We start from the raw sequence: 18,446 nt of genomic DNA, 5'->3' as shown, positions 1-18,446 counted from the left end.
TCGAGAACCATGCTTGCAGCACGTTGTTTGAACTCGCGGGTATAGGTCTTTCGTTCTTGCATGGAGCCTCCTGATTGGGCGAATCATATCGCCCTTAAGAGGTGTCCGGGATCATTAGGCCAGTTCAAGCCGGCTCCTACGAAAGCGCGTACAACGCGCTTGGGCTTTTGATCTTGATCTTGCTTTTGATCTTTCTGCCCCTTCAGGAGGCCGAGCGCAGGCGTTGCGTAGGGGGCAGCTCGGCATGGATGCCGAGCTAGCCGCCCCAGGCCATGGATGGCCTGTGGCGGCGGGCCCCCGGAGCAATGCCGGAGCGAGGGAACGCCGAGCCTAGGCGAGGCGCCGGATGCGGGGGCAGGAGCGTTTTGCTTACTTTTGCGCTTTTCAAAAGTGAGTCGCTGTAAGAGCGAAACCGCCAGCCGCCGCACCCGCAGCAACGGATATGTAAACCAGCCGCCCCCAACTGCACTCGGTAAGAAGGTGCCTGCGCGTCATCGTTGGCGAGCTTCGCTGGCAAGCCAGCTCCTACAGGGGATCGGTTGCAGGTGGGCGATATCAGGTCGGTCGTGGGGTCGCCGTTTGGCACCCCCTCTCTTTATCCGAGGAAAGCTCCGGTGGCGCCGGTATCGGCCAATGCAAACAGCAGTTCCTCCAGCGCTTCCGCTGGAACCGACCCCAAGTCAACCTTGAACCTGTACCCCTCCTCGGTTGCTTCCGGGTCCGACACAAAATGCACCACCCCTTGCAGCCCTTCTTCGGTCGACGGGTTCTGGTCTTCGCCGTCAAACCATTCAAAGAACCACGTGCGAATCACCTCGCAAGCCTGTTCCAGGCTCAACCCCCGCACCTCCAGCGGTAACCAGTCCCAGCCAAAGGGCGAGATGCCCACCGCCATCTGCTCAATCGCAAAGCGCACCGGCTCAAAGGCCAGCTCGGACTCGGAATCAACCTGCACCGGCTCGCCAGCCGAAGCCCCCTCGCCCGCAATCACATCCACCCGACAAGGCGTGCCCATGGCCCCTTCAACCGCCAGCGAACCATCGCTGTTGCGGTACGCGGGCTCGACATGCGCCGCCCCTTCTGCGGCAACACGCGCCAGGGTTTCAACATAGGGTTTACGAATGGCGACAAGCAGTTCGCTGACGGTCATGGATCTGATGACTTCCTTGGCATGAACCCGCCGATGGATCGGCCTTCGACGGGGGGAGATGGGTGACTGAAAATCCGCGGCCATAGTGCAGTGGCGGCAATGGCACGTCCATGAAAAACCGCGGGCACTTTCATGTTGCCTGGGACCGCCCAGCACACCGGCCCCTGCTGAACGACACCCCTTGATACATAACTCCAGACACACAATTCAACCTGCGTTATCATGCGCCTGGAGTTATAAAGCGCCTCTCACCCCGACAAGGAGATGGAGGTGCAAAGCAGACAGTTGATCAAGGAGCTTGAAGCCGCGGGATGGGTGCTGGAGCGAGTCACTGGCAGCCATCATCTGTTCCAGCATCCCTACAGGCCCCACACCGTTCCAGTGCCTCACCCGAAGAAGGATCTGCCCCGGGGAACGGTCAGGGCCATCAGGAAACTGGCCGGGCTGCTTTAGCTCCCATCATTCTTCGCACCTGTATTGAGGAAATCCCCGTGCAATATCCCATCTGCATCGAGTGGGGCGACGAACACACCGCCACCGGCATCCAGATTCCCGACATCCCCGGCGCCGTCACCGCCAGCGACACCTTCGAGGCCGCCTACAGCGCCGCCATCGAGATTGCCCACGTCATGCTCGAAGAACGGGCCCGAGCCGGGCAGGCCATTCCCCTGCCCTCGCCCACCGGCAAACACCGCACCCACCCCGATTTCGCGGGCATGGGCTGGGGCATGCTGGAGATCGACATCACGCCTTACCTGGGCAAGACCGAGAAGGTCAACGTGACCTTGCCGGGGTATGTGATTCAGCAGATCGACCGCTTCGTCCGCGAGCACAACATCAAGAGCCGCTCGTCCTTCCTGGCCGATGCGGCGATGGAAAAGCTCGGGCGCTAAGCACAGGTTCAATCGGGGAACAGGGCCAATGCAGAACGCCGTCAGGTTGGAGAGTCGCCCTCAGGCCGCCTGCCGTCAGATGTTGAGTTAATCCGGCCCTGGCTTTGGCTCTGGCTCTGGCTTTTGATCTTCCTGCCCCCTTAGACACGATGGCCGAACGCAGGCATTGAGCCGTGGGTAACCCGGCAGGACGCCGGGTTAGCCGCACTGGGCCATGGATGGCCCATTGCGGCGGCCCACGGATCAATGCCGGAGTTCGGGCATGCCGAGCCTAGGCGAGGCACCGAGTGGAGGGGCAGGAGCGTTTTGCTTACTTTTGCGCTCTTCAAAAGTGAGTCGCTGTAAGAGCGAAACCATAAGCAGCCGTGACCGCAGCAACGGATATGTACACCGCCCACCGCTGTAAGAGCGGAACCGTAACTAGCCACACCCGCAGCAACGGATATGCCCCCCTCGCCCCCAAGTGCACGCAGTAAGAAGCTGCCTGCGCATCATCGTCGACAAGCTTCGCTGGCAAGCCAGCTCCTACGAAGGAACCAGACCACCGCAGGGCCAAAAAACCACCCTCAAACCTTGAACCGCGCCACCAACCGATTCAACTCAATCGCCAGATTGGCCATCTCCCCACAGGCACTGGCCGTCTGACTGGCCCCCGCCGAACTCTGGATCGACAACTCACGAATACTGGTCAGGTTCTGATCCGCCTCACGCGCCACCTGCGCCTGCTCCTCCGAAGCCGTGGCAATCAACAGATTGCGCTCATTGATCTGGGTGATCGCCTGAGCAATCTGCTTGAGCGACACATCGGCGTTCTGCGCCACTGAAATCGAACTGCTGGCCATCTCGGCACTGACGTTCATCGCACTCACCGCCTGGGTCGAGTCGGCCTGGATCGCGCTGATCATCTGCTCGATTTCCTGGGTCGACTGCTGGGTGCGGTGGGCCAGGGCCCGCACTTCATCGGCCACCACCGCAAAGCCCCGGCCCTGCTCGCCGGCGCGGGCGGCTTCGATGGCGGCGTTGAGCGCCAGCAGGTTGGTCTGCTCGGCAATCGCGCGAATCACTTCCACCACTTTGCTGATGTCCTGGGCACGGCCGGACAGGGCCTTGACCTGTTCGCCAGTGCTGGCCACGTTGCCGGCCAGGCCTTCGATGGCCTTCAGCGTCTGGGCCACGTTCTCGATGCCGGAGCGGGTGAACTCCATGGACTCGCGGGACGACTGCGCAGCCGCTTCGGCATTGCGTGCCACTTCATCCACCGCGGCGCTCATTTCCGTTACTGCGGTGGCTGCCTGGCTGACTTCATCGTTCTGCCGCACCAGCCCGCGGCTGGCATCTTCGGTCACCGCGGTCATTTCTTCCGAGGCTGAAGCCAATTGGGTGGAGGAATCGGCGATGTGGGCAATGGTTTCCCGCAGGTTGCTCTGCATCTTGGCCAGGGCGGCCAGCAGGCGGCCGGCTTCATCGCGGCCACTGACGCCGATCTCCCGGGACAGGTCGCTGCCGGCGATGCGCTCGGCCACCGCCAGGGCATCGCCGATGGGCGCGGTGATGCTGCGGGTCAGCACGGTGGCCAGTACCACGGTGAGCACCACCGTCACCCCCATCAACACCAGCACCAGCGTCAGGCCGCTGCTGTACACCGACGAGGCGGTGAGCCCCGCCTGCCTGGCGCCCTCGTCATTGAAGTCCGAGAGCTTGTCCATCTTCTCTTGCATGATGTTGGCCATCGGGCTGATGCGGGTGTTGATCAGGGTGATGGCCGCGGCGTTGTCACCGCTGCGCAGCAACGGCTCCAGCTCGTCCAGCAGCTTGAAGTAGGCCTGCACGTCGTTCGCCACCGCCTGGTACAGCTCATGCTCCGCCGGCCCGGTGATCAGGGGGACGTACTGGCTGATGGTGTTCTGCAGGGTGCTTCGATAACCGCTCAAGGAGGCGATGCGGGTCTGGCGCTGTTGTTCGTCGGTGGTCACGGTGATGCGGATGCTTTCCAGGCGCAGGCGCAAGATGCCGGTCTTCATCTTGCCGATTTCGCGGATGCTGGCCATCCAGTTGGTTTCGACATCCTGCTCGGAGTCTCGCAGCTTGCCCATCTGCAGCACCGCGACCATGCCCAGGGCGAACACCACCAGGACAATGAGCGAGAAAAAGGCGGCAGACCTTGGTGCAAGATTCATTGTCCTGACGTTCATTTTTTATCTCTCTAATAGAATGGTCGGTACTTCCCTGCTGTCATTCCACGCTATCGACTGAGTGTCAGAGAGCTGCAAACAAGCCGACGACTGGGTTCGCGGCCCACCCGGCACGGCAACGTCGATACTCACTCGGGTCAATCCAGGCCTCTCGGGACGCAGGCCGCACTCCATCCTCCTGCGCCCATGAACCAACCCCTGGACGGGAGAGCATCAGTTAAGTCGAATAACGCGGCCCGCGCCGTCTCGATGCTTCGGGGCAATGGCACCTGGAGCCCGGCGTCTATCCACCGGGGGGCCTAACAAGCCATAGCAGATGATGGCATTTTGTCACTGCCGTCGATCCGACCGCTGTTGAAAACCGCTCGGCCAGGTTGCGCCTGAACGGGGCAAAAACCGGCTGCCCACTGAAGAATCCAGCCGCTACGGCATACAATGCCGCCCTCAACCGCCTGAAGGATCAGCCATGTCCATCACCAACCCAACAGTCATCGATATCTGGGCAATCCCCAAATCCGCGCCCGACAGCCTGCTGTTGATCATGGTCGACCCTCTCGAATGGGGTGACGAAGCGGCGCACAGCGAGCACCTGCTCCTGCTGCAGGAGAAGATCAACACCTACATCACCTTTATCGAAAGTGAGGAAATCTACAGCGAAATTCCCGATGCCTGCGGCAAGCAGCTGATGATCCGAGTCCTGGGTTTGCACGAGCTGCCCGAGCAGGTCGATTGGTTTTTCAAACGCATTGGCGAGCTCCTCAACGAGCGCGGCATCGGCTTTGATTTCGAGCTGAAAGTGACCGAAGAGGCTCCCGGCCTGTAGCCCGCCAGCTGCGCGCTGCCCCTCGGTCGAGCAGCGCGCAGCACCACCTTATGCCGGCAGGATCAGCGCCCGGTTAAGCGCAATGAAATCCACATGCCGCTCATGGGAAAAGTCCTCGATCACCTCTTGCAGGTGCACATGCTCCCGCCCATTGAGCGCCATTTCGTTGGCCGCATTGATCAAGAAAACACCCAGCGCCCTGAGCGTGTCCGGCTCGGCGAGAATAGAGATCTCGTCCAGCTGGATGCTCTGCTCACTGCCCACCGCGGTTCCCTGGACGCTAAAGCGTTTCAACGTTTGCAAAGGTCGAACTCCTGTACCCGAAGGTCATGCTCAAATCGAGGTCATGAGCAAGGTTTGACCCATCCCCACTACTGCAAGGGCACATAAATATCCGTCAGCCACTGCTCCAGTGGGGTCTGCGGATAAATACTCAGGTATTCAAAGAACATCGGCTGATCCCGCAGTTCCTCGCCACTGCCCGGCAGCCAATCGCGGTAGATCGGGTAGATGCTTTCACCGATGTGATCCGGCGAACCCACATGCCGCACCACCGCATAGCGGCCACCGGCAATCTGCATCTCGCCAATACCCACCTCATTGGCCACCACCGCCTCATGAATCTCGCCGCAGATGGCAAAGCGGAATTCCTGCGGCGCCGTGGTATCGGGGTTGTTGAAGGGAATGCCAAAACTGCGACTCGATGCCACCGGCGACTGCCCGCTCTGCATCCGCCAATCGATAAACCTACGCACGCTTTCATTGACCAGCTCGGCAGGCCCGCAGTGCTCCAGCGCTGCAACCCGGGTGTCGGCAAAGTCCACGATTCGTACCTGCATGATGATGCTCCTGGAAAAATGAGGGATGGCAAATACCGCATTCCAGACCTGCCAGTTCGGCTGCTTCCTGAACGCACTCGGGCTCATGCCGAACGCCCGCCTGAACGCCCTGGAAAACGCCTCGGGGCTTTCGAAACCGGCGCCGAGCGCGGCCTCCAGCACCGAGTGCTCCGCCCGGGACACCAGGCGATGGGCCGCACCGCGCAAGCGCATCAGCTGCACATAACGTGCAACCGGCACGCCGACGAAGGCGGTGAATTGCCGATGGAAGTGAAACTCGGAGAAGTTCGCCACCCGACTCAACGTCCTCACCGACAGATCGCCTTCAAGGTTCTCATTGATGTAGGCGAGTACCGCGTTGAAGCGTTTGGCGTAGGCGGCGTTGATCGACAGGTCAGGCACTGGGCAAAGGCTCCGGGAATAACGGTAGGCAAAGGATCGGCTATCCCGGCAGGCACGCGCCTAGCCGCTCTTGCTCAAGGTGCACCCGGGTGGTTCGTGGCAGCCGCCCGGGGAAAGGCCTTGAATCACCCCGCGCCGTGATTGTCCTCATCATTCGACAGCAAGCCAATGGCCTGGCGCGCCAGCAACACAAAGGCGCTCCGGTTTGATAACGGCAGCGGCGCCGACCGAGCAACCACTTGACCTCACTGGCCACTACCCCACACCAGGCCGCTCGCATGATGGTTTATGGCGTCGCCGCCAAAGAACGGATATTTTGCAGCCCCCCGTTCAGCGGGAGCATTACTCACACCCCAACACAAGGACTTGCAATGGGCATCTCGCTCCCCCTCTGGCTCATTCTCACGGCGATGACCGCTTACGCGGCCAGTACACGTGGGCGCTCGGGGCCAAGATGGTTTGCAATAGGGCTGTTCTTTCCGGGTGTCGCCCTGCTTGCCCTGTGGTTGATGCCCCGGCTGGCAAAGACCGGCGTTGACGCGCTGGTGCATGAAGATCTGCGCCCTTGTCCTGCCTGCGGCCAGGACATCAAGGCCAACACCTCACGATGCAAGCGCTGCGGCGCCGACGTGGAGCCTATCGCCTTGAAGGATCGCAGCGGATGGGTGGCCCGCATCACCCCGCAAACCGATGAAGACTTTGCGCGCATGGCGGCCCAGATGGGGCTCATCGATATACCCACGGTTCTCGATGAACCACCGCACCTTTTTGCCGGCCCCTTCGAAGAAAAGGCCGAGGCACAAAATACCCTCAACTACCTGAAGTCCGAGCATGGCCTGGAGGGGCTGGTGACCTGGCGCTCAGTGACCCGGTAAATGAAATGCTTGCAAGCCGACCTCGTTAAGGATCAGACGTGTCCATCACCAATCCAAAAGTCATCGATTTCTGGGGCATCTCCAAGGAGGCGCCCAACGACCTGCTACTGGTCATTACCGACCACCTGGAATGGGGGAACAAAGCGGCGCAGGGCGAGCACTTGCTGTTGCTGCAAGAGAAAATCAACGCCTACATCGCCTTCATCGAAGGTGGCCAGATCTACACCGAGATCCCCGGCGCCTATGGCAAGTACCCGATCATTCAAGTCATGGGCTTGTATGAGCTGCCCGAGCAAGCCGAATACTTCATGGCCCGCGTGACCGAAACCCTGAATGAGGTGGGCATTGGCTTTGAGTTCGAACTGCGGGCCGACGAGCGTATTCGCAACATGTAGTTAGCCCGAGCAATGCGCTGCCTCAAGCAGGCTTGATCAGCGCCCGGTTGAGGGCTATCACATCCACATGCGCCTGGTGCGAGAAGTGCTCGATCACGTCTTGCAGGTGCACATGTTCCAGGCCATCGACCGCCATGTCAGTTGCAGCCTTGATCAGGAACTCACCCAGCGCCCTGAGCGTGTCCGGCTCGGCGAGAACGGTCAGCAGCCTCCCTCAGCCCTCTTTCTGCAACCGCGCAATCAAGGTGTCGATAAAGAACGCCAGGCTTTCCGGCAACACCCGCTTGGGCATGGTCAGCACCTGAATGTCACGGTCCCCCAAGCGCGGGTTGGACAGCGGCACCGACACCAGGCCATCCATGCCCTGCCCCTCACCACTGATGGCGCTGGCAAAGGCCACCGTATCGGACTGGCGCACAAACTCATGCAGGGCCCCGGAGAAGTTGCAGGTCATCACCTGCTCAAAGCTCAGGCCGTCCATCTGGCACACCAGATCCAGCAGTTGCCGCTGAGTCGTGCCCTTGGGCGTCAAGGCCACGGGAAACGCCTGCACCTGCTCCAGTGACAGCACCCGGGCACTGGCCAGGGGATGCCCCACGCGCATCAGGGCGCGAATCGGCGAGCGAATCGAGTAGCACACATTCACCCCCTCCACCGGCTCGGTGCTGAAGGTCAGCCCCACGTCCGCCTCGCCCCGGCGAATGCGCTGCACGCACTCATGGGGCGAGATCACGTCCAGGCGGTACTCGGCTCCGGGCCGCAGGCGGTAATGCTCCAGCAACACCCGGGGCAGGAAGTACCGCGACAGACCCTCGGTGGACACCAGGCGGATGACCTTGGCCCCCGGGTAACCCTCGCCCCGCAGTTCGGCGAGGATGTTCTCCTGCTCCAGCCAGGTGCGCCGGGCGTGTTCGGCCAGGGCTTCGCCGGCGGCGGTGAGTTGCATGCCCCGTGGGCGCCGCTCGAACAGCGCCACGCCAACGCTCTCTTCCAGCAGGGCAATCTGCCGGCTCACCGCGCTGGGGGCGATATGTAAACGCTCCCCGGCCGCCGCCAGGGAGCCGGCATCGATCACCGCCAGAAAATACCGATAGTCCATGTGCATCCCCTTGCCAGGCATCCAATTATTAGAATCATGCCTTCAAAAAACAGCAATATACAGATGCCTTGCCCGACTCCACCATGGGCCAGTTCCCTTGCCCGACCGGAGTTGCAATGACCAAGCAAGCTGCCCTCGCCGGCGTTCGCCAGTACCTGGACGACGGACACTTTGAACAGGACCTGCGACGCCGGGTGGCGTTTCGCAGCGACAGCCAGGACCCGGCCCACGCCCATGAACTGCCGCGCTACCTGCAGGAAGAAATCCAGCCGCTGCTGCAGCGCCTGGGCTTCGACTGCCACATGCTGGCCAACCCCGAGGCCGGTGGGCCGTTCCTGATTGCCACGCGCCTGGAAGACCCGGCCCTGCACACGGTGCTCAGCTACGGCCACGGCGACGTGGTGCCCGGTTATGCCGAACAGTGGCGCACGGGCCTGAATCCCTGGCAGCTGACCCTAGAGGGCGAACGCTGGTACGGCCGTGGCACCGCCGATAACAAGGGCCAGCACAGCATCAACCTGACCGCCCTGGAGCAAGTGCTCAAGGCCCGCGACGGGCGCCTGGGTTTCAACCTCAAGCTGCTGTTCGAGATGGGCGAGGAAGCCGGTTCCCCGGGGCTGCGCCAGCTGTGCCAGGAGCAGCGCGAACTGTTGCGGGCCGATGTGTTTATCGCCTCCGACGGCCCCCGGTTGAATCCGGCCCGACCGACACTGTTCCTTGGCTCCCGGGGCTCGGCGCAGTTCCGCCTGGAGGTCAACACCCGGGACAAGGGCCTGCACTCGGGCAACTGGGGCGGGGTGATGAGCAACCCCGGCGTGGTACTGGCCAACGCCCTGGCCAGCCTGGTGGACCAGCACGGCCGCATCCGCTGCCGCGAACTGCTGCCGGCGAACATTCCCGACAACGTGCGCGCCGCCATCGCCGACCTGGAGATTGACCGCGACTCCCTGGGCCGCCCGCTGGACGAACACTGGGGCGAACCAGGGCTGACCCTGGGCGAGCGCCTGTTCGCCTGGAACACCCTGGAAATCCTCGCCTTCAGCACCGGCAACCCGCAAAAACCGGTGAACGCGATTCCACCCCGGGCCGTGGCCTTCTGCCAATTGCGCTTTGTCCTCGGCACGCCCTGGCAGCAGCTGGAAAGCCTGCTGCGGGCGCACCTGGACCGCGAAGGTTTCAGCCAGGTGGAGATCGTCATGGAGCGCTGCTCCCCGGCCACCCGCCTGGACCCGGACAACCCCTGGGTCAAGTTCGCCAAGACCTCGATTGCAGGTAGCAGCGCACAGCGCCTGGCGCTGTTGCCGAACCTGGCGGGCACCCTGCCCAACGACATCTTCGCCGACGTGCTGGGGCTGCCGACCCTGTGGATTCCCCACTCCTACCCCGGCTGCTCGCAGCACGCCCCGGACGAACACCTGCTGCTGCCGGTGATTCGCGAGGGCCTGGAGATCATGACGGCCCTGTTCTGGGACCTGGGGGACCTGCCCCGAGCCTGAGACCGTCGCTTACCCCGCCCGACGCCGCTCGGGCACCTGTCGCTCAAAATCCAACAATAAGCAGGAGCGTCCTTCATGACCGAGTTAACCGCCACCGCGACCGCGATCCGGGTCGAACCCAAAGCCCTGTGGAAACCCATAGGCGCCGCCTTGATCGGCAACACCCTGGAGTGGTTCGACCTGTCGATCTACGCCTACTTCGCCCTGACCATCAGCCAGGTGTTCTTTCCCACGGCCGACCCGACCATCTCCCTGCTGCTGGCCTTTGCCACCTTCGGCATCTCGTTCCTGATCCGCCCCCTGGGCGCGGCGGTCCTGGGCTCCTACGCCGACCGCCGGGGCCGCAAGAAAGCCCTGACCCTGTCGATCCTGATCATGCTGGCGGGCACCCTGCTGATCGCCATCATGCCCAGCTACGCCACCCTGGGCCTCGCCGCGCCTATCGGCATCCTCCTGGCCCGACTGCTGCAAGGCTTCTCCGCCGGCGGCGAATTCGGCACCTCCACCGCCTTCATGCTGGAACACGCACCAGCGCGCACCCGGCACTTTGTCGCCAGCCTGCAATTCGCCAGCCAGGGCTTTGGCGTGGTCATCGCCTCGACCTTCGGCTACTTCCTGACCAAGCACCTCGATGCCCAGCAGATGCTCGACTGGGGCTGGCGCGTACCGTTCTTCTTCGGCCTGCTGCTGGGCCCGGTGGGCCTGTACATCCGCCGCACCGTCGACGAATCGCCGGACTTCAAGGCCAGCGAACCAGGGGAACGCCCATTGCGCGAAGTGCTGATCAGCCAAAAGACCCTGCTGCTGATCGCCATGGGCACCCTGGTGGTGTCCACCGCCTCGAACTACATGATCCAGTACATGCCCTCCTACGCCGCCACCCGCCTGGACATTTCCCAGTCCTCGGGCTTTTTGGCGACCCTCACCGGCGGCCTGATCCTGACCTTCGTCACGCCCATCGTCGGCTACCTGTCCGGCCATATCGGGCGCCTGAAAATCATGCTGACAGCGGCGGTGCTCTACGCCGTGGCGATCCTGCCGGCGTTCTTCTGGCTCAACAGCCGCCCCAGCGCCAGCTCCCTGCTGCTGGTGGTAGCGCTAATGGCCCTGATCAAGGCCGTGTACTTCGCCCCCCTGCCATCGCTGATGGCGGACATCTTCCCCGTGCGCACCCGCGTCACCGGCATGTCCTTAAGCTACAACCTGGGCGTCACGATCTTCGGCGGTTTCGCCCCGGTGATCGCCACCGGACTGATTGCGCTTACCGGCTCGCCACTGGCACCGAGTTTCTACCTGATGCTGGCAGCGGCGCTAAGCGTCGTAGCCCTGCTGATGGCCCGCAAGAAACTCGGAATGACCTGAAATGCGGCCGTTTTTTGTCGCGCGGGGTTAAAACGCCGCGTAGGAGCCGGCTTGCCGGCGAAAAGGCCCATAAGCCATGCAGCGCCTGGACTGACGCCTTCGCTGGCAAGCCAGCTCCTACACAAACGCACCCACCTTTAGCTTCAGGCCGGCCGGCAGGCCGCCGTCGCGCTCTTGATTTTGATCTTGATCTGAACGCCCCTTCAACCACGATGGCCGAACGCAGGCATTGAGCCGTGGGTAACCCGGCAGGGATGCCGGGTTAGCCGCCCCAGGCCATGGATGGCCTGTGGCGGCGGCCCACGGATCAATGCCGGAGTTCGGGCATGCCGAGCCTAGGCGAGGCACCGAGTGGAGGGGCAGAGCGTTTTGCTTACTTTTGCGCTTTTCAAAAGTGAGCCGCTGTAAGAGCGGAACCATAAGCGGCCGCACCCGCAGCAACGGATATCCCCCCATAACACCGCCCCCTCAGGTTTTACGGCCGCTACGCACCCAAGCGGGAACAAGCTCCCTCACCACAAAAAATGAGGCCTGTGCTCTGGCTACTGCACCGGCAAAAAATTCATCAACAACAAACTCTGCGCATAATTGAACCCCACCCGCCGATAGCGCTCATCCAGAATCTGCGTCAGCAAATCCAACCGCGCCACGATCTTGCCAAACTCCACCGCAAAACTCAGATTGCTGCCCTCCTCGGAAATCTCATTGGAAAACAGCAACAGCACCCCATTGGCATCCTGACGCTGGCTCAACAGCCAGGTGGCCTTTTCAATATTGCGCGCCGCATTACTGATGAACTGCGGATCGATGCTATCGGTCATGTAGAACTCGGTCCGCCCGCCATGGGCCGTCACCAACATGCTGCCAATGGCATAGATGAACGCGCCGACCCGATCCCCCTCAAACTCCGGGCTCAAGGAATAACTCAAGGCCGCCAAATCACGACGATCCCCCAGGGCCGGCAATGGCTGGCGTTTTTCGATGGCGTTGCGGATCTCGCGCTGGGCCGTGGTGCCATCGGGGAACCCCGACTTGCGCCACTGGCTGGGGTTGCGCAGATAGAGCTTGCCCATCAGCAGGTACAGGCTCTGCAGGTTGTCGCGCATGCCGATGGTGGCCATGCGATCGACGCTGGTCTGGAAGAATTCGTCAGGCTTGCCTTCACGAAACTGTTTGGCGAGATCGCGCCCTTGCTGCTGGGTGCAGGCCGTGGCGCCAAGCATCAGCAGCGCCACCAGGAACAGGCGCGCAAAGCAGGTTTGCATCATGCAAGAAGAGGGAGCGTAGGCCATCGGCACCGGGTCGACATTCACGGGCTGCGGCGGGGATCGGCGCGGCCAGGCCTGGTGATAGAACGCAAAACTGTAAAAAAGTGCGATGGCCGCTGCCGACCATCGCCAAATCGCTCGCTTACGAGCGTCGCAACTGACCGGGGGACACGATGATCTTGACGTTGTGCTCCTTGTTGTTGACCAGCTCCTCAAAGCCCTGGCCAACAATCTCTTCCAGCTGGATGCGCCCGGTCACCAGGGGCGAAATATCCAGCCGACCATCGGCGATAAAGGCGATCACATCGGCGAATTCACCGTTGTAGGCCAGGGCCCCGAGTACCTGTTTCTCGGTGGCCACCAGTTCGAAGAAGTTGAACTCGCTGGGCTCTTCGAAGATTCCCACCAGCACACATTTGCCGGCCTTGCGGATCAGGTCGATGGCCAGCTTGGCGGTGTGCTTGTTGCCGATGCACTCAAAACTGACATCGGCGCCCAGCCCGCCGGTGAGGCGCTTGACCTCGGCCAGGGCGTCGCACTCCTTGGGGTCGAGCACGTGGGTAGCACCCACCTCCAGGGCCTTGGCCTTGCGCGCGCCGGACATTTCCAGGGCGATCACCTGGGCCGCGCCGGCGGCCTTGGCGCACATGATGGTGCACAGGCCAATGGTGCCGGCGCCGACCACCACCACGTTCTGCCCCAGCAGGCTGCCGGCCTTTTTCACCGCGTGCATGCCCACCGCCAACGGCTCGATCAAGGCCCCGGCCTCGGCGGGAAAGTTGGCCGGCAAGGCGTACAGCAGGTTGGCCGGCACGTTGACCAATTCAGCGAAGGCGCCGTTGTTCATCAGCCCGGTAAAGGCCAGGTTTTCGCAGATGTTGTACAGACCGTGGGTGCAGTAGTAGCAGGTGCCGCAGTGCTGGCAGGCGTCGGCGGCCACCGGCTGGCCAACGCTGAAACCCTGGACCCCTTCGCCCAGGGCGACGATTTCGCCGCAGAACTCGTGGCCGAGGATGCACTGGCCCTTGATCCCGGTCAGCGGGTGCGGTGCGTCCACCGGAATGAACACCGGCCCGGCCACATATTCGTGCAGGTCGGAACCGCAGATCCCGCACCAGTCGACACGGATCTGTACCCAGCCGGCAGGCGGCGCGTCGGGCAGCGGTACGTCTTCGACGCGGATATCGTGGCGACCGTGCCAGACCGCGGCGCGCATGCTCGGAACGGATTTGAGGGCAACACTCATCTTGGCTTCTCCTTGTTTTTGTAGAGCTGCGACAGCCCCCTGGGCGCCGCAGCACAGCTCAGTGCTGCTGGATAAAGTCGAGGATCAGGCGGTTGACCTGCTCCGCCGCTTCCATCTGCAGCATGTGCCCCTGCCCCGGCAGCACCTCGATCTGCGCCTTGAGATCGGCGCTGTGGCTCACCGGAATGATCCGGTCGTCACTGCCCCAGATCACCAGCACCGGCTGCGGGCCGTCCTGCACCACCGAGCGCAGGTCGGCCTGCTGGCGACCATCGGCGAACAGCTTGCCAGCCAGTTGCCCGAGGGCCGCCTGCACCCCTTCCAGGCGCTTGTACTTGAGCATGTCGTCGAGCATCTGCCGGTTCACCAGGTCGGCATTGGAGAACAGCTGCACCAGTTGCGGCTTCAGCGCATTGCGGTTGCTGGCCTCGACAAAACCTTGCAGGTAGTCGCCGTTGATCTCAGCGCCCAGCCCGGCACTGCCGATCAGGGTCAGCGAGCGCACGCGGTCCGGCGCCAGCCGCGCGCTGTTGAGGGACACCGCGCCGCCCATGGAGTGGCCCACCAGATGGGCCACGGGAATCTCCAGGTGATCCAGCAGCGCCAGCAGCACTTCGCTCAATTCGTCGAGGTCGCCCCGCTGCAGGGCCTTGGCCGACTCACCATGACCCGGCAGGTCGAGGGCGATCACCCGGCGCCCGGCGGCCAGGGCTTCGTGGTTGAACAGCCAGTTGTTGAGGTCACCGCCAAAGCCGTGCACCAGCACCAACGGCGTACCGCCTTCACCGCGCTCGAAATAACGGATCAGGCGGCCGCCCAGCTCGACCTTCTGCGGCGCCGGGCCGCTGTCTTCGTCGGCGCTGTCGCCGGGCACGAAGCTGGCCTGGAACTGCTCGATCACCGCGTCGATCTCGGCGTCGCTGGCTTCGCCATCGACCACGATGCCCAGCAGCGCGCCCACCGCCAGGGTCTCGTCCTGGCGGGCGATCTGCCGGCGCAGGATGCCGGAGAACGGCGCCTCGACGCTGCTGGAGATCTTGTCGGTCTCCACGTCCAGCACTTCATCGCCCTTGCTGATGCTCTGGCCTTCTTCCTTGAGCCAGGCATCGACCCGGCCTTCGGTCATCGACAGGCCCCACTTGGGCATGGTCAGGGTATGGATCTGGCTCATCGGCGGCTCCACTCGATCACAGTGAGCACGGCTTTTTCGATCTTCGCCGCGTCGGGGATGTACAGGTCTTCCAGGGCGTCGGAGAACGGCACTGGGGTGTGGGGCGCGGTGACCATTTCGATCGGTGCCTTGAGGGAGGCGAAGGCTTTTTGCGCCACCAGCGCCGAGATATCGGTGGCCATGGAGCAGCGCGGGTTGGCTTCATCGATCACCACCAGGCGCCCGGTCTTCTCCACGCTCTCCAGGATGCTGTCTTCGTCCAGCGGGCTGGTGGTGCGCAGGTCGATCACCTCGCAGTCGATGCCGCGCCCGGCCAGGGCACGGGCCGCGTCCAGGGCGGTGTTCACCGTGCGCCCGTAGGACACCAGGGTCACGTCCTTGCCGTCACGCAGGAAGTTGGCCTCGCCGAAGGGAATCGCGTAGGACTCTTCCGGCACTTCGCCCTGCAGGCTGTAGAGCATTTTGTGCTCGCAGAAGATCACCGGGTCGTTGTCGCGGATCGCCTGGATCAACAGGCCCTTGGCGTCGTAGGGCGACGACGGGCAGACCACTTTCAGCCCGGGGATGTGGGTCCACAGCGAGGTGAGCATTTGCGAGTGCTGGGCCGCGGCGCGCAGGCCGGCGCCGACCATGGTGCGGATCACCAGCGGGGTCTGGGCCTTGCCGCCGAACATGTAGCGAAACTTCGCCGCCTGGTTGAGGATCTGGTCCAGGCAGCAGCCGGCGAAGTCGACGAACATCAGCTCGCACACCGGGCGCACGCCACGGGTGGCAGCCCCCACTGCGGCGCCGACGTAGCCGATCTCCGACAGCGGGGTGTCCAGCACCCGCCCGGGGAATTGATGGTAGAGGCCTTTGGTCACCCCGAGCACACCGCCCCAGGCGTCGTTGTCGCCGGGGGCGCCAGCGCCGCCCGCCACGTCTTCACCCATGATGAACACGCTGGGGTCGCGGCGCATTTCCTGGGCCAGGGCTTCGTTGATGGCCTGCTGGTAACTGATTTTTCTCGCCATGATGGTGATCTCTTGTTGTTCTATGGGGCGTTATGGGTAGGCGACGTAAACGTCGCTGAGCAGGTCGGCGGGGCTCGGCTTGGGATCGGACTTGGCCTTGCGCACCGCGTCTTCGATCAGCGCTTCCACGTCCGCATCGATCTGCTCCAGCTGGCTGGCCTGCACCAGGCCCGAACGGGTGGTGCGCTCGCGGAACTGCATCAGGCAGTCGTTGTGCTCGCGGTAATGCTTGACCTCGTCGGGGGCGCGGTAGGTCTGAGCGTCGCCCTCGAAGTGGCCGTAGTAGCGGGTCAGCTTGACCTCGATCAGCGACGGCCCCTCCCCGGCCCGGGCGCGCTCCACGGCGGCGCCGGCGGCTTCGTGCACGGCGAAGAAATCAAAGCCGTCCACCGTCACCCCGGGCATGCCGAAACCGGCGGCGCGGTCGGCGATGTGGTCGCAGGCCACCGACCAGTTGGAGGCCGTGGCTTCGGCGTAGCCGTTGTTCTCGGCGATGAACAGGCACGGCAGGTTCCACACCGAGGCCATGTTCATGGCCTCGAACACCGCGCCTTCGTTGGAGCCGCCGTCGCCGAAGAACACCACCGACACAGCGTCGGTGCCTTGCAGCCTGGCGGCCAGGGCCGCGCCCACCACCAGCGGCGCGCCGGCACCGACGATGCCGTTGGCGCCGAGCATGCCCTTCTCGAAATCGGCGATGTGCATGGAGCCGCCCTTGCCCTGGCAGACCCCGGTCTTCTTGCCGTAGATCTCCGCCATCATCCCGTAGACGTCCACGCCCTTGGCGATGCAATGGCCGTGGCCACGGTGGTTGGAGGCGATGCAGTCGTCGTCCCGCAGGTGGGCCATGACCCCGGCGGCCGAGGCTTCTTCCCCGGCGTAGAGGTGGACGAAACCGGGGATCTCGCCGGTGGCGAATTCCACGTGCAGGCGTTCTTCGAATGCGCGGATGGTGCGCATCACCCGGTAGGCGTGGAGCAACTGGTCAGTGGTCAGGGGTGTCGACATTTTTATTCTCCAGGGTGTCTTCGGACTGAAGGTTCACGGGGTGTTGCCGGTGATCGCGGTCGATGGCCAGCAGGCGCTGGCGCGCCGCGTGTGCCAGGACCGCGTTGACGTCGATGCTCAGCGGGCCGCCGGCATCCAGGGTGACCGTGGGCCGGTCGTGGGGGTTGAACTCGATCTCGCGCTCGCCATCCAGGGCCAGGGTGCCGGCGTTCAGGCACAGCGGCTGGGGCACGTCGGGTTGCAGGTAACCGGCCTCCAGCACCCCGCAGCCCTGCAACAGGCCGGGGGCCAGGGGCACCAGCAGCGCCTCGGGGGATTGCGGGTCCAGGCGCATCCAGGCGCCGTGGGGCTCCTGGCGGGTGACCGGCAGCCACAGCCCGCAGAGCGCGGAAATGCCGATGGACTGGGGCTCGGCGAAAGTCACGAAGACCTGGGCCAGATCGCTGGCGCGGCTGATGGCCCGGGCGCCGACAAAGGCCAGGGGCGACACCGCCACATCCACCAGGGCCACCTCCCGCAGGCCCCGGGACGGCTCGCGCACCAGCAGGCGCTTGTTGCGCCGCAGGGCGATCTCCGCGGGCACCCGGCCGCTGGCGTAGAGCCCGCCGGCCAGCCCGGCGCTGGTGGCTTCGCGCAGCTCCGGAAAGGCGTTGTTGGTGCCGGTGGACAGGGTCAGCAGCGGAATGTCGCCGACCTCGGCGGCCACCGCCTTGTGGGTGCCGTCGCCCCCGAGCACGGCGATCAGCGACACCTCGCGCTCGGCCATCCAGCGCGCCGCCTGGCGGGTGTCCTCGACGCTCTGGCGCAGGGTCAGGTCGAGAAATTCCAGCACCGGCCAGTGCTGCTCCCGGGCCTGGCGGCTACGGCTGTTCTTCTGCACCGCGGCGGCGATGCCGGTCATGTCGGTGGGCATCAGCACCTGCTCGATGCCGGTGGCGCCGAAGGCCGCCAGCAGGCGCTGGATCACCGAGACCTTGTCGGTGCTGGAGAACAGCCCGGCGTTGGCGGTGAGGCGGCGCACATCACGGCCCGAAGCCGGGTTGGCGATGATGCCGACGGTCAGGGGGCGGCGGTTCATGGGCTCACCGCGGGCGGAGCACAGGCAGGAGAAAACATCGGGCACCTCGTTCTTATTCTTCGATGGGCCAGTCGGCGCGGGTTACCGGAAACTGGTTGCCAAGGGCCAGAGCAAGGCCGGTGCCAGTTATCGGAAA

At 63.7% G+C, this 18,446-nt stretch carries 18 protein-coding genes; 7 read left to right on the top strand and 11 right to left on the bottom strand.

Going from position 1 to position 18,446, the window contains the following annotated elements:
• Nucleotides 1-595 precede the first annotated feature (595 nt).
• The gene (locus tag GWQ44_RS29580; RefSeq protein WP_275928957.1) at nucleotides 596-1,150 is read right to left on the bottom strand and encodes a hypothetical protein; all 555 of its coding nucleotides are present in this window, start codon (nucleotides 1,148-1,150) and stop codon (nucleotides 596-598) included.
• 270 nt (nucleotides 1,151-1,420) lie between these two features.
• Between GWQ44_RS29580 and GWQ44_RS29575 the strand changes: the two genes are divergently transcribed.
• Together GWQ44_RS29575 and GWQ44_RS29570 are read left to right on the top strand one after the other, a co-directional pair.
• Entirely contained in the window at nucleotides 1,421-1,603 is a 183-nt protein-coding gene (locus tag GWQ44_RS29575) for a type II toxin-antitoxin system HicA family toxin (RefSeq protein ID WP_042942436.1), read from the top strand.
• 38 nt (nucleotides 1,604-1,641) lie between these two features.
• The gene (locus tag GWQ44_RS29570; protein ID WP_275928956.1) at nucleotides 1,642-2,043 is read left to right on the top strand and encodes a type II toxin-antitoxin system HicB family antitoxin; all 402 of its coding nucleotides are present in this window, start codon (nucleotides 1,642-1,644) and stop codon (nucleotides 2,041-2,043) included.
• A 566-nt stretch (nucleotides 2,044-2,609) separates the two neighbouring features.
• Here the strand turns inward: GWQ44_RS29570 and GWQ44_RS29565 are convergent.
• Nucleotides 2,610-4,235 carry a methyl-accepting chemotaxis protein gene (locus GWQ44_RS29565; protein ID WP_275928955.1) on the bottom strand — a complete coding sequence of 542 codons (1,626 nt, stop codon included), beginning with the start codon at nucleotides 4,233-4,235 and terminating at the stop codon, nucleotides 2,610-2,612.
• A gap of 466 nt (nucleotides 4,236-4,701) precedes the next feature.
• On the opposite strand from GWQ44_RS29565, the gene GWQ44_RS29560 reads away from it, so the two are divergent.
• A complete protein-coding gene (locus tag GWQ44_RS29560; protein WP_047303265.1) occupies nucleotides 4,702-5,058 on the top strand; it encodes a DUF6572 domain-containing protein in 357 nt (118 codons plus the stop codon).
• Between the two features lie 48 nt (nucleotides 5,059-5,106).
• On the opposite strand, the gene GWQ44_RS29555 is transcribed toward GWQ44_RS29560, so the two are convergent.
• Both GWQ44_RS29555 and GWQ44_RS29550 read right to left on the bottom strand, forming a co-directional pair.
• Nucleotides 5,107-5,361 (bottom strand): hypothetical protein, encoded by a 255-nt coding sequence (locus GWQ44_RS29555; protein WP_016962944.1) that lies wholly within the window; start codon nucleotides 5,359-5,361, stop codon nucleotides 5,107-5,109.
• A 68-nt stretch (nucleotides 5,362-5,429) separates the two neighbouring features.
• Nucleotides 5,430-6,299, bottom strand: coding sequence for an AraC family transcriptional regulator (locus tag GWQ44_RS29550; protein ID WP_275928954.1), 870 nt, complete (start codon nucleotides 6,297-6,299; stop codon nucleotides 5,430-5,432).
• Between the two features lie 371 nt (nucleotides 6,300-6,670).
• On the opposite strand from GWQ44_RS29550, the gene GWQ44_RS29545 reads away from it, so the two are divergent.
• Both GWQ44_RS29545 and GWQ44_RS29540 read left to right on the top strand, forming a co-directional pair.
• Nucleotides 6,671-7,174: a hypothetical protein gene (locus GWQ44_RS29545; RefSeq protein WP_047303261.1), complete on the top strand. Its 504-nt coding sequence runs from the start codon at nucleotides 6,671-6,673 to the stop codon at nucleotides 7,172-7,174.
• A 38-nt stretch (nucleotides 7,175-7,212) separates the two neighbouring features.
• On the top strand, nucleotides 7,213-7,569 hold the full coding sequence (locus tag GWQ44_RS29540) for a DUF6572 domain-containing protein (RefSeq protein WP_047303259.1): 357 nt from the start codon (nucleotides 7,213-7,215) through the stop codon (nucleotides 7,567-7,569).
• Nucleotides 7,570-7,783: 214 nt separating this feature from the next.
• Here the strand turns inward: GWQ44_RS29540 and GWQ44_RS29535 are convergent, their stop codons facing one another.
• On the bottom strand, nucleotides 7,784-8,668 hold the full coding sequence (locus GWQ44_RS29535; RefSeq protein WP_275928953.1) for a LysR family transcriptional regulator: 885 nt from the start codon (nucleotides 8,666-8,668) through the stop codon (nucleotides 7,784-7,786).
• A 116-nt stretch (nucleotides 8,669-8,784) separates the two neighbouring features.
• Here GWQ44_RS29535 and GWQ44_RS29530 point away from each other — a divergent pair, with 116 nt between their 5' ends.
• Entirely contained in the window at nucleotides 8,785-10,164 is a 1,380-nt protein-coding gene (locus tag GWQ44_RS29530) for a M20 family metallopeptidase (protein ID WP_275928952.1), read from the top strand.
• Between the two features lie 75 nt (nucleotides 10,165-10,239).
• On the top strand, nucleotides 10,240-11,526 hold the full coding sequence (locus GWQ44_RS29525; RefSeq protein ID WP_275928951.1) for an MFS transporter: 1,287 nt from the start codon (nucleotides 10,240-10,242) through the stop codon (nucleotides 11,524-11,526).
• 542 nt (nucleotides 11,527-12,068) lie between these two features.
• Here the strand turns inward: GWQ44_RS29525 and GWQ44_RS29520 are convergent.
• The 6 genes from GWQ44_RS29520 to GWQ44_RS29495 form a co-directional block, all read right to left on the bottom strand.
• Nucleotides 12,069-12,791: a hypothetical protein gene (locus GWQ44_RS29520; RefSeq protein WP_275928959.1), complete on the bottom strand. Its 723-nt coding sequence runs from the start codon at nucleotides 12,789-12,791 to the stop codon at nucleotides 12,069-12,071.
• A gap of 145 nt (nucleotides 12,792-12,936) precedes the next feature.
• A complete protein-coding gene (locus GWQ44_RS29515) occupies nucleotides 12,937-14,010 on the bottom strand; it encodes a 2,3-butanediol dehydrogenase (protein WP_256244682.1) in 1,074 nt (357 codons plus the stop codon).
• Between the two features lie 88 nt (nucleotides 14,011-14,098).
• Nucleotides 14,099-15,211 (bottom strand): acetoin dehydrogenase dihydrolipoyllysine-residue acetyltransferase subunit, encoded by a 1,113-nt coding sequence (locus tag GWQ44_RS29510; protein WP_275928950.1) that lies wholly within the window; start codon nucleotides 15,209-15,211, stop codon nucleotides 14,099-14,101.
• Nucleotides 15,208-16,224, bottom strand: a complete 1,017-nt coding sequence (locus GWQ44_RS29505; protein ID WP_047303226.1) for an alpha-ketoacid dehydrogenase subunit beta — start codon at nucleotides 16,222-16,224, stop codon at nucleotides 15,208-15,210. Before GWQ44_RS29505 ends, GWQ44_RS29510 begins: the two co-directional genes overlap by 4 nt.
• Before the next feature lie 30 nt (nucleotides 16,225-16,254).
• Nucleotides 16,255-17,232, bottom strand: a complete 978-nt coding sequence (locus tag GWQ44_RS29500; protein WP_275928949.1) for a thiamine pyrophosphate-dependent dehydrogenase E1 component subunit alpha — start codon at nucleotides 17,230-17,232, stop codon at nucleotides 16,255-16,257.
• Complete coding sequence (locus GWQ44_RS29495; RefSeq protein ID WP_275928948.1) at nucleotides 17,210-18,310, bottom strand: NAD(+)/NADH kinase; 1,101 nt, start codon at nucleotides 18,308-18,310, stop codon at nucleotides 17,210-17,212. The genes GWQ44_RS29500 and GWQ44_RS29495 overlap by 23 nt, the downstream gene beginning before the upstream one ends.
• Nucleotides 18,311-18,446: the final 136 nt, after the last annotated feature.

Source organism: Pseudomonas sp. 3MA1 (assembly GCF_029237275.1).
GTDB lineage: Bacteria > Pseudomonadota > Gammaproteobacteria > Pseudomonadales > Pseudomonadaceae > Aquipseudomonas > Aquipseudomonas fluorescens_AP.
This window is presented reverse-complemented; position numbering and strand designations above follow the sequence as displayed.

Excerpts from the sequence above, each read along its gene's own strand:
- GWQ44_RS29580 (WP_275928957.1), bottom strand. The coding sequence starts at position 1,150 with ATGACCGTCAGCGAACTGCTTGTCGCCATTCGTAAACCCTATGTTGAA.
- GWQ44_RS29565 (WP_275928955.1), bottom strand. The coding sequence starts at position 4,235 with ATGAACGTCAGGACAATGAATCTTGCACCAAGGTCTGCCGCCTTTTTC.
- GWQ44_RS29560 (WP_047303265.1), top strand. The coding sequence starts at position 4,702 with ATGTCCATCACCAACCCAACAGTCATCGATATCTGGGCAATCCCCAAA.
- GWQ44_RS29545 (WP_047303261.1), top strand. The coding sequence starts at position 6,671 with ATGGGCATCTCGCTCCCCCTCTGGCTCATTCTCACGGCGATGACCGCT.
- GWQ44_RS29535 (WP_275928953.1), bottom strand. The coding sequence starts at position 8,668 with ATGGACTATCGGTATTTTCTGGCGGTGATCGATGCCGGCTCCCTGGCG.
- GWQ44_RS29530 (WP_275928952.1), top strand. The coding sequence starts at position 8,785 with ATGACCAAGCAAGCTGCCCTCGCCGGCGTTCGCCAGTACCTGGACGAC.
- GWQ44_RS29525 (WP_275928951.1), top strand. The coding sequence starts at position 10,240 with ATGACCGAGTTAACCGCCACCGCGACCGCGATCCGGGTCGAACCCAAA.
- GWQ44_RS29520 (WP_275928959.1), bottom strand. The coding sequence starts at position 12,791 with ATGCAAACCTGCTTTGCGCGCCTGTTCCTGGTGGCGCTGCTGATGCTT.
- GWQ44_RS29515 (WP_256244682.1), bottom strand. The coding sequence starts at position 14,010 with ATGCGCGCCGCGGTCTGGCACGGTCGCCACGATATCCGCGTCGAAGAC.
- GWQ44_RS29510 (WP_275928950.1), bottom strand. The coding sequence starts at position 15,211 with ATGAGCCAGATCCATACCCTGACCATGCCCAAGTGGGGCCTGTCGATG.
- GWQ44_RS29505 (WP_047303226.1), bottom strand. The coding sequence starts at position 16,224 with ATGGCGAGAAAAATCAGTTACCAGCAGGCCATCAACGAAGCCCTGGCC.
- GWQ44_RS29500 (WP_275928949.1), bottom strand. The coding sequence starts at position 17,232 with ATGTCGACACCCCTGACCACTGACCAGTTGCTCCACGCCTACCGGGTG.
- GWQ44_RS29495 (WP_275928948.1), bottom strand. The coding sequence starts at position 18,310 with ATGAACCGCCGCCCCCTGACCGTCGGCATCATCGCCAACCCGGCTTCG.